This window comes from Kocuria subflava (assembly GCF_012163155.1).
GTDB lineage: Bacteria > Actinomycetota > Actinomycetes > Actinomycetales > Micrococcaceae > Kocuria > Kocuria subflava.
The window spans coordinates 1-15511 of sequence record NZ_JAAVUN010000015.1 but is presented as its reverse complement, the minus strand read 5'-3'; the positions used below and the strand labels follow the sequence as shown (position 1 = coordinate 15511).

At 64.4% G+C, this 15511-nt stretch carries 14 protein-coding genes; 7 read left to right on the top strand and 7 right to left on the bottom strand.

Going from position 1 to position 15511, the window contains the following annotated elements:
• Nucleotides 1-17: 17 nt before the first annotated feature.
• Together GTW58_RS08610 and xseA are read right to left on the bottom strand one after the other, a co-directional pair.
• Nucleotides 18-281 carry an exodeoxyribonuclease VII small subunit gene (locus GTW58_RS08610; protein ID WP_119932969.1) on the bottom strand — a complete coding sequence of 88 codons (264 nt, stop codon included), beginning with the start codon at nucleotides 279-281 and terminating at the stop codon, nucleotides 18-20.
• Nucleotides 282-391: 110 nt separating this feature from the next.
• Nucleotides 392-1678 carry an exodeoxyribonuclease VII large subunit gene (gene xseA, locus GTW58_RS08605; RefSeq protein ID WP_119933006.1) on the bottom strand — a complete coding sequence of 429 codons (1287 nt, stop codon included), beginning with the start codon at nucleotides 1676-1678 and terminating at the stop codon, nucleotides 392-394.
• A 223-nt stretch (nucleotides 1679-1901) separates the two neighbouring features.
• Here xseA and GTW58_RS08600 point away from each other — a divergent pair, with 223 nt between their 5' ends.
• Complete coding sequence (locus GTW58_RS08600; RefSeq protein WP_119932968.1) at nucleotides 1902-2948, top strand: hypothetical protein; 1047 nt, start codon at nucleotides 1902-1904, stop codon at nucleotides 2946-2948.
• Nucleotides 2949-3065: 117 nt separating this feature from the next.
• Nucleotides 3066-4148 carry a 4-hydroxy-3-methylbut-2-enyl diphosphate reductase gene (locus tag GTW58_RS08595; protein WP_119933005.1) on the top strand — a complete coding sequence of 361 codons (1083 nt, stop codon included), beginning with the start codon at nucleotides 3066-3068 and terminating at the stop codon, nucleotides 4146-4148.
• A 38-nt stretch (nucleotides 4149-4186) separates the two neighbouring features.
• On the opposite strand, the gene GTW58_RS08590 is transcribed toward GTW58_RS08595, so the two are convergent.
• From GTW58_RS08590 to GTW58_RS08570, 5 genes are read right to left on the bottom strand one after another with little or no spacing between them, the layout of a single operon-like run.
• Nucleotides 4187-5416 (bottom strand): DNA recombination protein RmuC, encoded by a 1230-nt coding sequence (locus tag GTW58_RS08590; RefSeq protein WP_119932967.1) that lies wholly within the window; start codon nucleotides 5414-5416, stop codon nucleotides 4187-4189.
• 41 nt (nucleotides 5417-5457) lie between these two features.
• The gene (locus GTW58_RS08585; protein WP_119932966.1) at nucleotides 5458-6072 is read right to left on the bottom strand and encodes a response regulator transcription factor; all 615 of its coding nucleotides are present in this window, start codon (nucleotides 6070-6072) and stop codon (nucleotides 5458-5460) included.
• Entirely contained in the window at nucleotides 6069-7193 is a 1125-nt protein-coding gene (locus tag GTW58_RS08580) for a sensor histidine kinase (protein ID WP_119932965.1), read from the bottom strand. The genes GTW58_RS08585 and GTW58_RS08580 overlap by 4 nt, the downstream gene beginning before the upstream one ends.
• Nucleotides 7190-8023 (bottom strand): ABC transporter permease, encoded by an 834-nt coding sequence (locus GTW58_RS08575; protein WP_232818036.1) that lies wholly within the window; start codon nucleotides 8021-8023, stop codon nucleotides 7190-7192. The genes GTW58_RS08580 and GTW58_RS08575 overlap by 4 nt, the downstream gene beginning before the upstream one ends.
• Nucleotides 8020-8976, bottom strand: a complete 957-nt coding sequence (locus GTW58_RS08570; RefSeq protein WP_119932964.1) for an ABC transporter ATP-binding protein — start codon at nucleotides 8974-8976, stop codon at nucleotides 8020-8022. Before GTW58_RS08570 ends, GTW58_RS08575 begins: the two co-directional genes overlap by 4 nt.
• A gap of 172 nt (nucleotides 8977-9148) precedes the next feature.
• Here GTW58_RS08570 and ychF point away from each other — a divergent pair, with 172 nt between their 5' ends.
• The 5 genes from ychF to GTW58_RS08545 all read left to right on the top strand — a co-directional run bounded on the left by ychF (nucleotide 9149) and on the right by GTW58_RS08545 (nucleotide 15185).
• Nucleotides 9149-10246, top strand: a complete 1098-nt coding sequence (gene ychF, locus GTW58_RS08565) for a redox-regulated ATPase YchF (RefSeq protein WP_119932963.1) — start codon at nucleotides 9149-9151, stop codon at nucleotides 10244-10246.
• Nucleotides 10243-11034, top strand: coding sequence for a hypothetical protein (locus GTW58_RS08560; protein ID WP_119932962.1), 792 nt, complete (start codon nucleotides 10243-10245; stop codon nucleotides 11032-11034). The genes ychF and GTW58_RS08560 overlap by 4 nt, the downstream gene beginning before the upstream one ends.
• A gap of 56 nt (nucleotides 11035-11090) precedes the next feature.
• A complete protein-coding gene (locus GTW58_RS08555; RefSeq protein WP_119932961.1) occupies nucleotides 11091-11603 on the top strand; it encodes a DUF6998 domain-containing protein in 513 nt (170 codons plus the stop codon).
• A gap of 86 nt (nucleotides 11604-11689) precedes the next feature.
• A complete protein-coding gene (locus GTW58_RS08550) occupies nucleotides 11690-13510 on the top strand; it encodes an ATP-dependent nuclease (RefSeq protein WP_119932960.1) in 1821 nt (606 codons plus the stop codon).
• A 388-nt stretch (nucleotides 13511-13898) separates the two neighbouring features.
• Nucleotides 13899-15185 carry a hypothetical protein gene (locus tag GTW58_RS08545; protein WP_119932959.1) on the top strand — a complete coding sequence of 429 codons (1287 nt, stop codon included), beginning with the start codon at nucleotides 13899-13901 and terminating at the stop codon, nucleotides 15183-15185.
• The last annotated feature ends 326 nt before the right edge of the window (nucleotides 15186-15511 follow it).

Sequence of the window (15511 nt, the reverse complement as noted above, 5' to 3'; positions counted from 1 at the left end):
GGTGGCTCAGCGGGGCGTCAGCCCTGGTCCTCGGCTTCTTCGCGGCGCTCGCGTGCTGCTTCCAGGCGCTCGCGGGCACCGTCCAGCCACTGCTCACACCTGTTGGCCAGGGCTTCGCCGCGCTCCCACAGGGCCAGGGACTCTTCCAGTGCGGTGCCGCCGGCCTCCAGCTTGGCCACGGTGCGCACCAGTTCTTCGCGTGCTTCCTCGTAGCCCATCTTCTGGATGTCGGAGAGGTCTGGTCCGGTGGCGGGCTGCTGGGTGTCTTTCTTGGGGCTCATGGGTGGTGTTCCTGTCTACGAATGTGAGGGTGCAACTGGCTGTCTGGTCAAGTGGGCGTCTGGGCGGGCGCGCATCTGGCGCCGGAGCGGGTTGGGGTGGAGGAGTTGCTTCAGGTGGCCGCGTCACCTGGCTGGCGTTGGGAGGTCTGGGTGACCGCTGCGGTGACCTCACCGAGGGCAAGTCGGATGGCCAAGGTGTCCTGGACCTTGACCTGCGCGGAATCCTTGACCACTCCACCGTCTTGCGTCATGACCACGGCGTATCCGCGGGAAAGAGTTTCCTGGGGGGAGAGTGCACGCACGCGGTGCTTCATCTGGCGGATGGTCTCCTGTTCACGTTCGCTACGGTGCAGCACGGTACGCAGGGATCGTTCCCGGAGGCGGTCCACGTCCTCCTCCCGCACCAAGATCATGCCTTCCGGTTGATCCAACACGGGGCGGGAGCGGATGGAATCCAAAGCTGCTTGCTCACGGTCCAGGAACTGGATCACGGCCCGGTCCAACACCACACGAGCACGCGCCACGTTGGCTCGTTCCTCCACCAGGTCAGGGACCACCCGTTTACCGGCGTCCGTGGGGGTGGAGGCGCGTAGATCTGCCACATGATCCAGCAACGGTTGATCGTTTTCGTGGCCGATGGCGGAAACCACCGGCGTCTGCGCAGCGGCCACCGCCCGAATCAGGGATTCATCGCTGAAGGGCAGCAGGTCCTCAAAGGCGCCACCGCCGCGTGCAATGATGATCACGTCCACCCGGGGATCGGCGTCGAGCTCCTCAAGAGCGCCGGTGACGCCGCGCACGGCGCTGGTTCCTTGAACGGCCACATTGCGGATTTCGAATTCGACGGCGGGCCACCGCAGCCGAGCGTTGCGGACCACATCCTTTTCCGCATCTGAATTGCGCCCGGTGATCAGGCCAACCCGCTGCGGCAAGGGTGGCAGGGGTTTCTTGCGCTCGGCATCGAACAGGCCCTCGTCCGCCAAGGCCCGGCGCAGACGTTCGATCCTGACCAGCAGATCGCCCAGGCCCACGGGCCGGACACCCTGTCCGATCATGGACAGCCGACCGGTCTTGGTCCAGAAGTCTGGTTTGATCTGCGCCACCACGCGCATCCCGCGTTCCAGTGGGGTTTCCATCTGGGCCATTTCACGGGCGAACAGCGTGACGGGCACGGAGACTTCCTCGTCCACGTCCCGCAAGGTCAAGTAGGTCACCCGGGCGCGCTGGTTCAGTTCCACCACCTGCCCCTCAACCCAGGTGGGGTCGCAGCGGGCAATGTAGGCGTGGAGGTTCTCGGAGAGCAGACGCAACGGCCAAGGATTCTCCGGCGTGGTGAGTCCAGCGCGCGGCGGGAGGGTGCGCTCCTGGGCGGGCTGATCGGCGTCGTCAGAACTCATGAACACATGCCTACCACCCTGCACGGACAGCCCACCGCTGATCCGCGCAGAAAAATGACGAGTCCGTGGGCAAGCTCCAACAGGTATGGGCAAGAGGTGGCTGTGGAGCGGAGACGGCCAGAGGTTCCGCGTAGGGTGGCAGCTGTTGGAGGTTGGCAGACCGTGCGTTCCATGGGCTTGTCACAGACCCCGCACGTCATCCCCGTCATGTTCGGAGGCCCCGTTGGGCGAATCAGAGCTGAAGAGTTCCCGGTCCCGCCGCCAGCACGGCTGGGTGGGAATGCTGCGCACGGTTCTGGGGTGCGTCCTGGCGCTGGCTGGAGCCGCTGCCGTGGTGGTCGGTGTGACTCTCCAGTGGTTGCAGGATTCTCTGGTGGACAGGGACGGGTTTGCGCAGATCTCCCAGGAACTCGCCCACGATGAATCTCTGCAGCAGGAGTTGACGGACACTGCCGTGACCCAGGCCTCGGATGCCGTCCAGGGCCAAGACCTGGGGGCGGTGCCCTTCAGTGGAGCCCTCAAGGACATGGCAGATCGCCGCATCGCCGGTTACATCCGCGAATACGTTGACTCCGATCAGTACGTGGATGACTGGAATGACGTCCTGCTGACCACGCACCAGATCAACATTGAACCTGCAGGCTCCCTGCCGGAAACTTCTGGGGACGGCGCTCCGGAGGACCTGGAGCTGTACGTGGCGCCCGTGGTGGGGTCGCTGGAGTCCCACATCGAGGACCGGCTGCAAGACACGCTGGGCGTGCGCCTGAATCTGGATCTGCGCGACCAGGAGGGGCTGGGCGGTCAGGACGGAATCATTGTGGTGCGAGATTCAGCCACAGGCCCTGCCTTTGACACCATTGCCGATTCCACCGTCCAGGCACCGCTGTTGCTGTGGGGCGGTGTGGCCGCCCTGGTGTTGGCTGTGCTGCTGAGCCGCCACCGGGAATGGGTCCTCGTGGGAGCCGGTGTGGGTGCGGCCACTGCGGTAGCGGTGGCCCAGCGTGGTGCTCAGGAGCTGACGTCCACCGTCCTGGCCTCACCAGACCTGCAGGACGTGGGGCGCAGTCTGGTGGAACGGGTCTTCCAGATTCTGCTCACGGGCATGGACCACACCCTGGCGCCGTGGCTGTGGGGAGGGGTGGCGGTCGCCGTCGTGGGGGCGCTGCTGGCCGCCGCTCGGCTGCTGTGGCGCTCCTGTTCACGGGACAGTTGGGAAACGGGACACACGCTCACCCAAGATCAACGACGACGCCGCGTGGTGGAGATCTGAGGTGGCACAACTCGGCAGAGGGCCCCGTCTGGCTGCTGAAGCGTAGGTTTCTGCGATCCTCATCACGGCTTGGCTCAGCAGGTTACCTGTCAGCAGTGACCCCGTACGATGGGGGACATGTCCACGCCCGTAGCACTTGCCATGCCGTCAGTTCCGCGTCTCCGCCGCACCCCGGAAGACGTTGCTGCTGCAGCGCCCGTGGACGGCCCCAAGAAGGTCCTGTTGGCCTCACCCCGTGGGTACTGCGCCGGTGTTGACCGTGCCGTGATCGCTGTGGAGAAGGCCCTGGAGCACTACGGGGCTCCCGTGTATGTGCGTAAGCAGATTGTGCACAACAAGCACGTGGTGGAGACCCTGGAAGCACAGGGTGCGGTGTTCGTGGAGGAAGTGGACGAGGTTCCGGAGGGTTCCCTGTTGGTGTTCTCCGCTCACGGTGTCTCACCTGCAGTGGTGCAATCTGCAGCGGAGAAAAACCTGGAGACCATTGACGCCACCTGCCCATTGGTGACCAAGGTGCACCGGGAAGCAGTGCGCTTTGCCAAGCGCGGCCAGCAGATTCTGCTGATCGGGCACGTGGGGCACGAGGAGGTCGAGGGCACCTACGGCGAGGCGCCGGATCAGACCATCATTGTCAACAGCCCCGAGGACGCTGACACCATTGAGGTGGATGACCCGGACAACCTGGTGTGGCTCTCCCAGACCACGTTGAGCGTGGACGAGGCGCTGGAGACCGTGACGCGTCTGCGCAAACGATTCCCCAACCTGCAGGATCCGCCTTCGGATGACATCTGCTACGCCACCTCCAACCGGCAGGGTGCCATCAAGGAGATCGCACCGCGTGCGGACCTGGTGATTGTGGTGGGCTCTTCCAACTCCTCCAACTCCGTGAGGCTGAAGGAAGTTGCTGCCGAATACGGTGCCGACCGCGCAGAACGCGTGGACAACGCCAACCAGGTGGATGAAACGTGGTTTGAAGGCGTGGCCACCGTTGGCGTGACCTCCGGGGCCTCCGTGCCCGAGGTGCTGGTGCGTGACGTCCTGGCTCTGCTGGCCGACTACGGCTATGGGGAGATCGAGGAAGTGGTCACCGCTGAGGAGGACATCCTGTTCTCCCTGCCCAAGGAGTTGCGCGCGCGACTGACTGCGGATGGTGACGCCGACCGCAACCTGGGTGGCCGCGGAGCGCGCCCCAACCGCTGAGTTTTCTGAGCCCTCCCGACCAGATCCACACTTCGCGTTCAGGAGTCCGGGAGGTCCCTCAGTAGTTCGGGTGCGGTGATCGCCTGCGGCTGGATTTCGACGGCGGAGGTGACCAGCCGTTCGTCGTCGCCGGCGGTGGGGTCCAGGTCGTTGAGCTTGCGGGCTGTGGGGAGTACCCGTCGTTCGAGGGAGCCCACGAGTTGGTTGTACTGCTCCACGCTGCGGCGGATGGAGCCGCCCATCTTGCTGAGGTGGCCGCCCATGGTGCCCAGACGGTCGTAGAGTTCGCGGGACAGTCGGAGGAGTTCCGTGGCGTCCTGTGCCAGGGTCTCCTGCCGCCAGGAGAAGGCCACGGCCTTCAGTGAGGCCAACAGGGACACGGGGGAGACCAGGGCGACCTTTCGTGCCGCCGCGTGGTCCAACAACGTGGGGTCGGTTTCCAGGGCCGCGGCAAGCGCTGATTCCACGGGGATGAAACAGAGCACCAGGTCCGGAGAACCAGGCAGGGCATCCCAGTACTTCTTCTTGCCCAGCGCATCCACGTGGGCCCGCACGGCCTTGGCGTGCTGTGTCAGCTGCTCGGAGCGTTGACGTGCGCCGGCGACCGACGGGTCACTGATTTCCTGAGCTTCCAGGTAGGCGGCCAGGGGAGCTTTGGCGTCCACCACGATCTGCTGGTCACCGGGTAGGTGGACCACCATGTCCGGACGCACCTGCGTCTGCTCCGTGGTCACTGTGAGTTGCTCGGTGAAATCGACGTGGCGGAGCATCCCGGCTGCCTCCACCACGCGCCGGAGTTGCATCTCTCCCCACACTCCCCGCGCGGAGTTGGACCGCAGGGATCCTTCCAGGGCGCCGGTGACCTGCTGGAGCTTCACGTCCGATTCCCGAGCGGCTTGCAGGGCGCGCGAGACGTCCCCGAACTGCTGGGAGCGGTCGCGTTCCAGACGGGTCACGTGGTCCTGCATCTGCCGCATCCGGTCCGTGAGCGGGGCCAACGCACGGAGCATGTCCTGGTCCTGTGCGGCCCGCTCTTCCAGCTCTTGAACCCGTGAGGTCTGCAGACGCGCGGCCTCCACGGCGGCGGCGTGCTCCGTGGCCAGCTGCTGGTTGGACTGCGTCAACGCTTCCAACCGTCCCAGCGTGGCGTCGTCGGACTGATTGGCCTTGCGCTGGCCCAGGACCCACCCGACCACGACCCCCGCGACCACACCCACAGCGAACAGCACCAGGGGCAGGAGCAACAGAGTCAGGGCGTTCGATTCCATGTCCCCAGGTTGCCAGTGACCTCGGACAACCTAAGCGACGCTCACAACCACCCGTTCTCGCGCGCTTTGAGCGCCGCTTCCGTCCGGTTGGCGGTGTGGGTCTTACCGATGGCCGAGGACAGGTGGTTGCGCACCGTTCCGGGTGACAGGCTCAAGCGGGCGGCCAGTTCCTTGACGGCGTGACCGTCCAAGGCCGCGCGGAGCACATCGCGCTCGCGGTCCGTCAACGGGTTGGATCCGGAGACCAGGGATTCTTCGGCCAGGCTGGGGTCGATCACCCTTCGCCCTGCGTGGACGGAACGCACCGCCTCGGCCAGTTGATCCGCGGGGGTGTCCTTGACGACGAAGCCGCTGGCCCCCGCATCCAGAGCCCGGCGCAGGTACCCCGGCCTGCCGAACGTGGTGACCACCAGGCTTCGACACGGCAGCCCGGAAGCTGCGATGTCGCGGGCGGCGTCGATGCCGTCGCGTCCCGGCATCTCGATGTCCAGCAGCGCGACGTCCACGCGCTGCGCCTTGACCTGGTCAAGGACCTCCGTCCCGGAGGACACCTCGGCCACCACGTCCAGGTCGTCCTCCAGGGACAACAGTGCAACCAGGGCACCGCGCACCAAGGCCTGGTCGTCGGCCAGCAACAGACGGATGGGGTCGCTCACGGCAGGGTGATCTCCAGTCGGGTTCCGGGGGAGTGGTGGGCATCAGGTGACGGGCCAATTCTGAGGCTACCGCCAGCCTCTTCCACGCGTTCCTTCATACCGCGCAGGCCGTTTCCCTGACCGCGATCGGACGGGATGCCGCGTCCGTCGTCGGTGACCGTCAGATATCCGGAACCCGCTTCGACCACGCAGCGGGATGCCCGAGAGTGCCGAACCACGTTGGTCACGGCTTCCCGGAGACACCAGGCCAGGAGCGGCTTCTGTTCGGCCGGGATTTCGACGGCGGAGCCCGGGAGGTCGGCGTCGATCTGTGCCGCCCGCAGTGCGGTCCGTGACGACGCCACCTGCGCCGACCATTCCGGTGTGCGCAGTTGCCCCACAGTCGCGCGGACTTCCCCGAGGGCCTCGCGTGACAGGTCGAGGATCGACTCCAGTTCGGCAGCAGCTCGCGCGGGATCGCGGTCGAGCAGCTTGCGCGCCAGCTCCGTCTTGACAGCGATGACCGTCAGAGAGTGGCCCAGAAGGTCGTGGACGTCCCGGCCGATGCTCTCCCGCTGGCGGGCGAGTTCCAGTTCGTGGGTCAGCTGCCGCGAGCGGTCCTCCCGGTCGATCATGACGGAGATCCCGGCCATCAGGAAGGTGGAGCCCAGCATCATGGGCGGGACCCAGTAGCTCAACGGCGGACCCGCCCACACGGCGAGGCCAAGGTAGATGACCAGGAGCACCAGGACCGCGGGCACGTAGACCTTGGGCCGGAGCTTGAATGCCAGGCAGGCGACCAGGAATGGGCCGGTGCTCAGGGCGCTGAGGCCGATGGCGGGGGCGGTGGCAGCGGACAGGGCCGCCAGCAGGAGAGTCCAGGCGAATGTGTTGCCCGTGGGACCCAGCGACCGGATCGGGCGCGTGAACCACCAGGACGCCGCGTAGGCGAAACCGAACACCGTCAGTGCCGCCAGGGAGAGGATCCGCCAGCCCAGAGGGGCTTGGGAACTCAAGGTTCCGACGATCGGGAACAGCAGGAAGATCAACCAGACCGAGGGGTACCCCAAGGCGTAGAGCAGGCCTTCGGGCGGACGACCCCAGGGGTCCTCCTTCCGAGGGCACGTCGCGTCGTCGCTCATGCGCGCCGAGTTCCCCGGCGTGCAGCCAGGAGGGCCATCAGCCCGAAGATCACGGTCCACACCACCACACTAGTGACCAGCATCCCCAACGTGTCCGGATCGAGCGCCTCACCCATGGAGGACATCAGTTCCCCTTCCATCTGCGGCCAGGTGGCCAGACCGTGGATGCCGTACAGCGGGGTGAACTTGGCGATTTCCAGCATGGTCCCGGACAGCGGGGTGAAGAGGTTGCCGAAGAATCCGAGGACCACCAGCAGGCCGCCGGCGGCTCCGACAGCCGCTTCCGAGCGGAACATGAGGCCGAAGAACAGGCCGTAGAGGGCGAACATCGTGGAGCACAGGACGCTCAGTGCGCCCGCCGAGAGCCAGATGCCCAGGGATCCGAGTTCAGCTCCCGTCATCGAGGCGACGACGAACACGACCACCACGGGGAGGACAGCGATGGCCAGGGCCACCACGACCTTGGCGACCACGTACTGCCACTGGGCCATCGGGGTCAGTGCCAGCAAACGCCCCCAGCCCTGGGATCGTTCGACGGCGGCCGAACCCGCGATGCTCGTGGTGGCCGTGACTGCGCCGTACACGGCCATGGAGGTGGCGATCGACCCGGAAACCGTGCCGTGCCCGGCGGGGAAGTCTCCGTAGCTGGTGATCGAACCGAACATGATGAACAGTGCGGCCGGGAGCACGATGATGAAGAACAGGCTTTCGAACATCCGCAGTTGCCGCCGGAAGTCGAAGGCCGCGTACTTGAGGATCCCCACCAAGGCGTTGGGTCGCGCGGGCGACGACGACGGGGCGGAGTTGCCGGGGATGGTCTGGGTGTTCATGACTGCTGTGCTCCTTCTACGGACTGCTGCTCCGTGGACGCCTGGTCGGTGGTTTTGTGCGTGAGGCCGATGAACGCCTCTTCCAACGGAACCTGCACGATCAACAAGTCGTTGGCGGACGTGCGGGTCAGAAGGTGCCTGGCGATGGCGTCCGTGTCCGGCCCTGTGAACACCGTGCGGCCGCCGTGGACCTGGACGGTTTCGGCCCCGGGGATGTCGGCCAGCGCGGCGGTGGGGTCGCCGTCGTCGTCGTTCCAACGCACGGAGACGGTGCGGAAGCCGCCCAAGGCGCGCACCTCTTCGGTGGTGCCGTCGGCCAGGATGCGGCCGTCGGTGATCACGACGATCCGGTCGGCGAACTGTTCGGCTTCCTCCAGGTAATGCGTGGCGAAGACGATGGTGCGGCCGCGTTCGGCTTCGGCATGCATGGCTGCCCAGAAGTCGCGGCGGGCGTTGACGTCCATGCCGGCCGTGGGTTCGTCCAGGATCAACAGATCGGGTTCGGGCAGCAGTGCCAGGGCGAAGCGCAGACGCTGCTGTTCACCGCCCGAGCACTTGGAGACCTTGCGGTGGGCGAAGTTCGTGGCTCCGGCCCGCTCCAGCGCTTCGTCCACGGGGAGGTGCACGCCGTGCTGGGAGGCGACCATGGCCACCGTCTCCCGCACGGAGAGGTCATCGAGCAGGGAGCCCGTCTGCAGGACCGCCGAGACGCGGCCGTCGCGGACCGCTTTGCGCGGTTCGGAGCCGTAGACCAGGCATTGGCCGGAGGTGGGGGTGGTGAAGCCGAGGACCATGTCCAGGGCGGTGGTCTTGCCTGCGCCGTTGGGGCCAAGGAAGGCCACGATCTCGCCGGTTTCGATGACCAGGTCCACACCGTCGACGGCGCGTACCTTGCCACCACGGGTGGAGAACGTCTTGTGGAGGTCGATGAGTTGGACCGCTGGTGTGTTCATGCATCAATCCTGCGTGGGTTCCTGCCCGCGCGGATGCGGCAAGTGTCATGACCTACCCGTGACAGATGACATGGGTGCGGGGTGGTGTGTGTCGGGGAAGGGCCCAGCCCTGCGATCGGTGTCGCCGTCGTCGTTCCTGTGCTGTGGGTGGTGGCCGGTAGACTCGGCTCCCGTGGCTTTAACTATTGGAATTGTGGGACTGCCCAACGTCGGCAAGTCGACCCTCTTCAACGCGCTGACCCGTAACACCGTGCTTGCGGCGAACTACCCGTTCGCCACCATTGAGCCCAACGTGGGTGTGGTGAACCTGCCGGATGAACGGCTGGGGCAGCTGGCCTCCGTGTTCGGTTCGGAGCGCGAGGTCCCGGCCACGGTGTCTTTCGTGGACATCGCGGGCATTGTCAAGGGTGCGTCTGAGGGCGAAGGTCTGGGCAACCAGTTCCTGGCCAACATCCGTGAGGCCGACGCCATTGCCCAGGTGGTGCGCGCGTTCGAGGATCCGGATGTGATCCACGTGGACGGCGCGGTCAACCCGACCTCAGACATCGAGACCATCAACACCGAGCTGATTCTGGCGGACATGCAGACGCTGGAGAACGCGATCCCGCGCCTGGAGAAGCAGGTCAGGATCAAGAAGGCCGATCCGGCCAAGCTGTCGGCTTATCAGGCGGCGGCTGAGGTGCTGGGGGAGGGGCACACGGTGTTCTCCCGCGCTTCCGACCTGGACATGGAGCAGCTGCGGGATCTGACGCTGCTGTCCGCCAAGCCGTTCATTTTCGTGTTCAACGCCGACGACGGCGTGCTGGGTTCGCCTGAGCGCCAGGCCGAGTTGGCTGCGTTGGTCGCCCCGGCTGAGTGCGTGTTCCTGGACGCCAAGCTGGAGTCCGAGCTGGTCGAGCTCTCCGAGGAGGAGGCCCGCGAGATGCTGGAGATGTCCGGCCAGGAGGAATCCGGCCTGGACAAGCTGGCGCGGGTGGGATTCTCCACCCTTGGCCTGCAGACCTACCTGACCGCGGGTCCCAAGGAATCCCGGGCCTGGACCGTGCGCAAGGGTGCGACGGCGCCGCAGGCCGCCGGAGTGATCCACACGGACTTCGAGCGGGGCTTCATCAAGGCCGAAGTGGTGTCCTTCGACGACCTGCTGGCTGCGGGCTCCATGGCTGAGGCCAAGGCTGCGGGCAAGGTGCGCATGGAGGGCAAGGACTACATCATGCAGGACGGGGACGTGGTGGAGTTCCGTAGCGGACTAACGTCTGGCGGTAAGAAGTGATCTCGGCGAAGGACGCCGAGGAGTCGCTCTGGGGCTTCGAGTTTTCGAACCTCACAGAGCCGGACCCGCGCGCCTGGGGCAACCTTCCTGAGGTGCAGGTTGCGATCGGTGCGGCTCGGTCTTCCGCGGAGTCGGCGATCGCGATGGCTTACACGATGAACTCGCTTCGCAAGACCGCCGAGGGTAAGGCTGTGCGTGGGAAGTTTACATCGGAGGCGGTTGACTGCTTACGATCTGCACTTTTGTTCTGCGGTGCAGGATTGGACACGGCACTCAAGAGGCTGGTCGCTGAAGCGCTACCCCTGCTAGCGAAATCGGACCAAGGCGTATCGAAGAAGCTCAGCGATTTCGCCGAGACCCAGATTGGCGACGTAGATGGTGCCGTGCGGGCAAAGGATCTGGTGCGCGTCCTCTTAGGGGAGGGGAAAGATCCCCGAGAAATCATGGTTGGAAGATGGATTTACGCACTGGAGTCGAATAGCGCTCAGTCGGCGGACCGCGTTTCTGAGATTGCGGGCGCTCTCGGCGTAGTCGACGGCGATCTGAGAAAACGGATCGGGTCGACGAAGACTCGATCCTCCCTTCTGGAGAAGGCGTTCAGCGCCCGAAACGAGATCGCGCATGAACTGGATGTCACTAAGCCCGCGGAGGCGGCAAGAAAGCGCCTCGAGAACATTCGAAGATATCGGAATGTCGATGACATCACGAGCCTCTGTAGAGAACTACTGGATGTGACCCAATGCATTGTGAACGATGTCATTCGAAGGATGCCCAATGATGCAGACTGATCGAGACGTTGTGGAGTTCCGTAGCGGATTAACCTCTGGCGGGAAGAAGTAGCTCGATGCTGCCCGACGTCTCGAGGCTCCACGTACGGGAGCTGCTCCAGGTGGAAGCAAGCGTAGTCGAGGAGCTTCGCCAGCGAGGCTTGGTGCGCACCAATAACAAGCCTCTGGGAGACATCGCCGAACAGGTGGTCCTTGCGGCTCGTGGAGGAGTTCTTGAGCCGAACTCAACGAAGTCACATGACGTCACCGATCCCAGCGGCCGGAGGATTCAGGTCAAGGCGATGGGTGGGCGGACTGCTGGCAAGGCTGGCAAGTTCAGCCCGTTTCGTAGCTTCGACTTCGACACTGCGGTCTTCCTCGTCTTCGAGTTTCAGACCTTCGATTTGGCCTTCGCTCGTGAGGTCAGCGCGAACGACGTCGAAGCAGTGTCTCAGTACAGTGCTCACACGAACGGGCGACAGCCGACGCTGAGGCAGATCGAGAACGCAGGGATTGACGTGACAGACGAAATGCGCGCCGCATACGAGGCACTTGACGGTGAAGCGGTGGAATTTCGTTTTGTACTTTAACGTCTGCCAAAGGCTGAACGACGACTCATCGCTTCGTGCACTCCGGCCGCCGGCACCAGACGCGGCCCAACTTCTAGGCTGACGTCATGCACATCGAACAGGTCCACATCGAGCGCCTCCTGGGCTTCAAGGCGCTGTCGCTTGACGTGGACCCGAGCCTTCAGCTCATCGCAGGACCGAACAACGCAGGCAAGTCGTCGTTCATCCGTGTGCTCGAGACCTTCTTCTCGGATCCGACGTCGGACGATTTCAGGCGGCTGAAGCCGCTGAACGACTACTACGTCGACGGCGGCCCCAGGATGCTGTCGAGCATCAAGGTCCACTTCGGTGGCCTCTCGCAAGCAGAGGCCACCGAGCTGGACGGCACGCTCGGCCGCGATGGGACGTTCTGGGTCCAGATCACCTGCTCGAGGAAGGGCAAGATCAGCTATCGCACTTGGAAGGGCACGGAAGCGCGGTCTCGCGAGATCTACGAGTGGGCGCTCCAGTCGTTCGACTTCGTGAAGATCCCCTCCATCAGGGTGGGCAGTGCCGACCAGGGCGATGCAGACCAGTCGTTGACGCGGCTCCACGACACCCTGGAGGGCGTGCTCGTCCGTTCGGGCAACTCCCGCTCCACGCAGCTCCAGAAGGACTTCGCGAAGGTGATGGAGCCGGTCGAGGATCTGGTGCGGGAGGTCCTCAGCGAGTCGGTGAACTCGGTGGCGACCGAGCTGCCCTTCCAGGATCCGGTCCTCGGAGTCGACCTGCCTGCGCCCCAGCACGCGCTGCGCGGAATGCTCCGAGAAGCAGTGATCACCAGTCACGACGACGTCGTGGTGCCGATTGCCGAGCGCGGCACCGGATTCCAGTCCGCCCTGGTGCTCGGCATCCTTCGCTACGTCTCGTCGAAGAGCAGGCAGGCGGGGACCAACGTCATCTTCGCCATCGAGGAGCCCGAGGCCTTTCTCCACCCGCAGACGCAGCGAGCCATGGCCAAGATCCTGAAGGACATCTCGGCGGAGGCGCAGCTGCTCGTGACGACCCACAGCCCGGTGCTCGTCGACTCGTTTTCGGTCACCAGGATCGCGCGACTTCCGCTCAGTCCGGAGGGCATGACCTACTCGGCATTGAAGCCGGACCTGGCCGTCGATGAAGAAGGACGGTTGACGCGCTACTGCGACGCCACAAACAGCGAGCTCGTGTTCGCCAGCTCGGTGATCCTGGTCGAGGGCCACGGCGACAAGCTCGTCATCGACTACCTGCTGGAGAGCATCACCGGTGGACCGGGCGGCCACTATGCCCTGGGCATCGCGGTGATCGAGGCATCCGGGATCACGACGATCTCGCACCTGCTCCGGCTCGCTCAGCTCTTCGGCGTCCGCGCCTACGTGCTCACGGACAAGGACGGCGTCCACAAGAGCGGCGACAACAAGCGTGCCCTGGTCGAGATCCTGAAGGGCAAGGACCCGAAGCCGTCCACGCTGTTCCTCAACGGCCTGCGCGATCTGGCGGACAGACGGGTGACGACCCTCAAGGCTGCGCTCGAGCACCAGGAGGAGCTCAACACGATTCTGCAGCCATGGGACGCGTTCGTGCTGAGCTCCGATCTCGAAGGCCTGCTCCTCGACGTGGTCGGTCAGGAGAAGCTGGCGAGAATGCTCGGCCCCGACGAGACCGGGGAGGTAAGCAAGGAGACCGCGGAGGATTTCGCGACTGGAGCCTCCGGTCGCGAGGCGATGGCGGCACACCTCGGTGCGAAGGGCTGGAACTCGGACCGCAAGAAGTCCGGCAAGGCGAAGCCGCACGTTCCGTCGGCGCTGCTGCGGCAGCACCTCGGCTCGACGTCAGGCCAGCACCGCGCCATCAAGCCCTTGACGAAGTGGCTGAGCGAGATCGTGGACGCGCACAAGCGCGCGCCGCTCTGATCCTTCCCGCTGACGGAGCTTGCCCCCAGCCCTCTGGGCGTGAGAGGTTGCTCCGTGCCGTAAATTGGTGGAATTTAGATTTGCGCTCCAACTTCTGTTAGCGGTGGCTGTCGCTAGTTCTTCAGCGCGCACTAGTGCGAACGCACGATACAGAGACTCTGTCGGAGAGGTCTTAGGCAAGATTGGTTTCCTCGCAGTTGCGCTCAGGCAAAGCGCTGCTACCGCGAACCTGACCGCTGGGAAAGTTGTAGAGTTTCCTCGGCCCTCAGCGGTCTTGAGTGCCCGTTAAGGGATCCGACAGTTGTCGGTGTGCCTAGATACGATTGGGCAAAACCCGTAGTGACAAGTGGCTTGGGCAAACATGCTGAATAATCGTGAACTTGCGTCCGTGATCTTGATCGCGTTGCTGGTCGTGCTCGCCATGGTATTGCCTAAATGGCGTGGCATCGTGTTCCCTGCTCTCGGTTCTGTTGCGTGCTCTCTCTTCAAATGGGCGGTGCTCCGCGTCTTTGGGCTCTTCGTCGTTTGGGCCGCACTGTGGGTCTGGCTCGCATGGCTCCTCGGCATCTGGCACATGGAGCTATTGAAGGACACCGTCGTCATCGTGGTCGGTGTTGGCTTCCCGCTCCTCTTCAAATCCATAGAAGCGAAGTCCGGCGTTGAGATCCTCGATCACGTCCGTCGCGAGACCCTCACGCTGTCCACGCTGTTCCTGTTCTACCTGAACTTGGAATCGCTGCCTCTGTGGGGCGAGCTGATCGCGCAACCGGTCATCTTTCTCCTGGCGGCGATGACGGCCTTTGCTCAGCGCGACGAGAAGGGCCAACGAGTACTCGGGTGTTTCTCGATCCCGCTCGTGCTGATCGGACTGGGCCTGCTCGCATGGACCACCGCCCAGACCTTGAACAAGTGGGACGAGCTCGTCTGGCCCGACCTACTGGCTCCGTTGGCGCTATCAGTGTGGCTCCCATTCGCGATGTTCCCTTACCTCTACGCAGTGGCGTTCTACGCCGCCATTGAAGTGATATTGAAGCGGCTCCTGTGGACAAACGAAGAGATGCCACTACGTGCACGCTTAGGAGTCTCCGCGGGGCTAGACGGATCTGTGCGCTGGGCGAAGGAACTGACCGGCCGCTACAACCACGTGGCGCGAGCAACAACATTTAGGGGAGCGCTGTCAGAGATGCGCGACTTCCGACACGACGTGACCCGACGCGAGCAACTCGAAGCTGATCGGCTCGCAGCCCTGGAGATGTTTTCAGGTCAGGCCGGGGTTGACGAAACGGGGGCTCAACTCGACCGTAGAGAGTTCGACGGCACTAAACGCGCTCTGCAGTTCATCCATACTGCCCAGGCTCTCCGGTACGAACGGCGGGGAGAGACGTTCTGGGATGACCTCACCGACATGGTGGTCAGCCCCGTGTCGAAGTGGGGCTTACCAGATCAGCACGGCATCGTTGTTCAGACGACGAACGACAAGAAGAAGTGGCGAGCGTGGCGTCGTTTGCCGTCAGGCTGGGTGCTCGGGATCGGGGGGACTGGTCGCTTTGGAGAGTATCGGTATGCCGGTGCCGAACCGCCCACGACGTGGCCAGGAACGTCCGACGAGTGGACCGACTCTACTATCGCGCTGGGTCCCGTCGATTGGGATCGGAACGACGGTCCCAGGTTGTGACGATCGCTTTTCCCCGACGTTACTGTCACGCATGAGCGATGACCGTTTTGTCGGGTGAGACGGCTTTGCCGAGTTCGCAAGCTGAGGTTATTCGGCTACGGAACGTGGTTGAGTTTAGGTTCAACGTGTGATCGACGGCCGATTACCGGGCACGCTGGACTTCAGTTCATCTGTGGTCGAGTGGCCCAGGCGTTGACATTGCATTGCTGCTCGGTGTGATCGCCCGCAGCCACGACTGTTCCGTCGGCGCGCAGCTGGGCCGCCCCCTTCATTCGGTCCGGTCGCTCTGTGAGTCGTCGGTTTCGATTTGATGGGTGCACTGCCGA

What these genes read in the sequence shown, in the direction of transcription:
- GTW58_RS08610 (WP_119932969.1), bottom strand. Translation starts at nt 281, where the DNA reads ATGAGCCCCAAGAAAGACACCCAGCAGCCCGCCACCGGACCAGACCTC.
- xseA (WP_119933006.1), bottom strand. Translation starts at nt 1,678, where the DNA reads ATGAGTTCTGACGACGCCGATCAGCCCGCCCAGGAGCGCACCCTCCCG.
- GTW58_RS08595 (WP_119933005.1), top strand. Translation starts at nt 3,066, where the DNA reads ATGTCCACGCCCGTAGCACTTGCCATGCCGTCAGTTCCGCGTCTCCGC.
- GTW58_RS08590 (WP_119932967.1), bottom strand. Translation starts at nt 5,416, where the DNA reads ATGGAATCGAACGCCCTGACTCTGTTGCTCCTGCCCCTGGTGCTGTTC.
- GTW58_RS08580 (WP_119932965.1), bottom strand. Translation starts at nt 7,193, where the DNA reads ATGAGCGACGACGCGACGTGCCCTCGGAAGGAGGACCCCTGGGGTCGT.
- GTW58_RS08575 (WP_232818036.1), bottom strand. Translation starts at nt 8,023, where the DNA reads ATGAACACCCAGACCATCCCCGGCAACTCCGCCCCGTCGTCGTCGCCC.
- GTW58_RS08570 (WP_119932964.1), bottom strand. Translation starts at nt 8,976, where the DNA reads ATGAACACACCAGCGGTCCAACTCATCGACCTCCACAAGACGTTCTCC.
- GTW58_RS08555 (WP_119932961.1), top strand. Translation starts at nt 11,091, where the DNA reads ATGCTGCCCGACGTCTCGAGGCTCCACGTACGGGAGCTGCTCCAGGTG.
- GTW58_RS08550 (WP_119932960.1), top strand. Translation starts at nt 11,690, where the DNA reads ATGCACATCGAACAGGTCCACATCGAGCGCCTCCTGGGCTTCAAGGCG.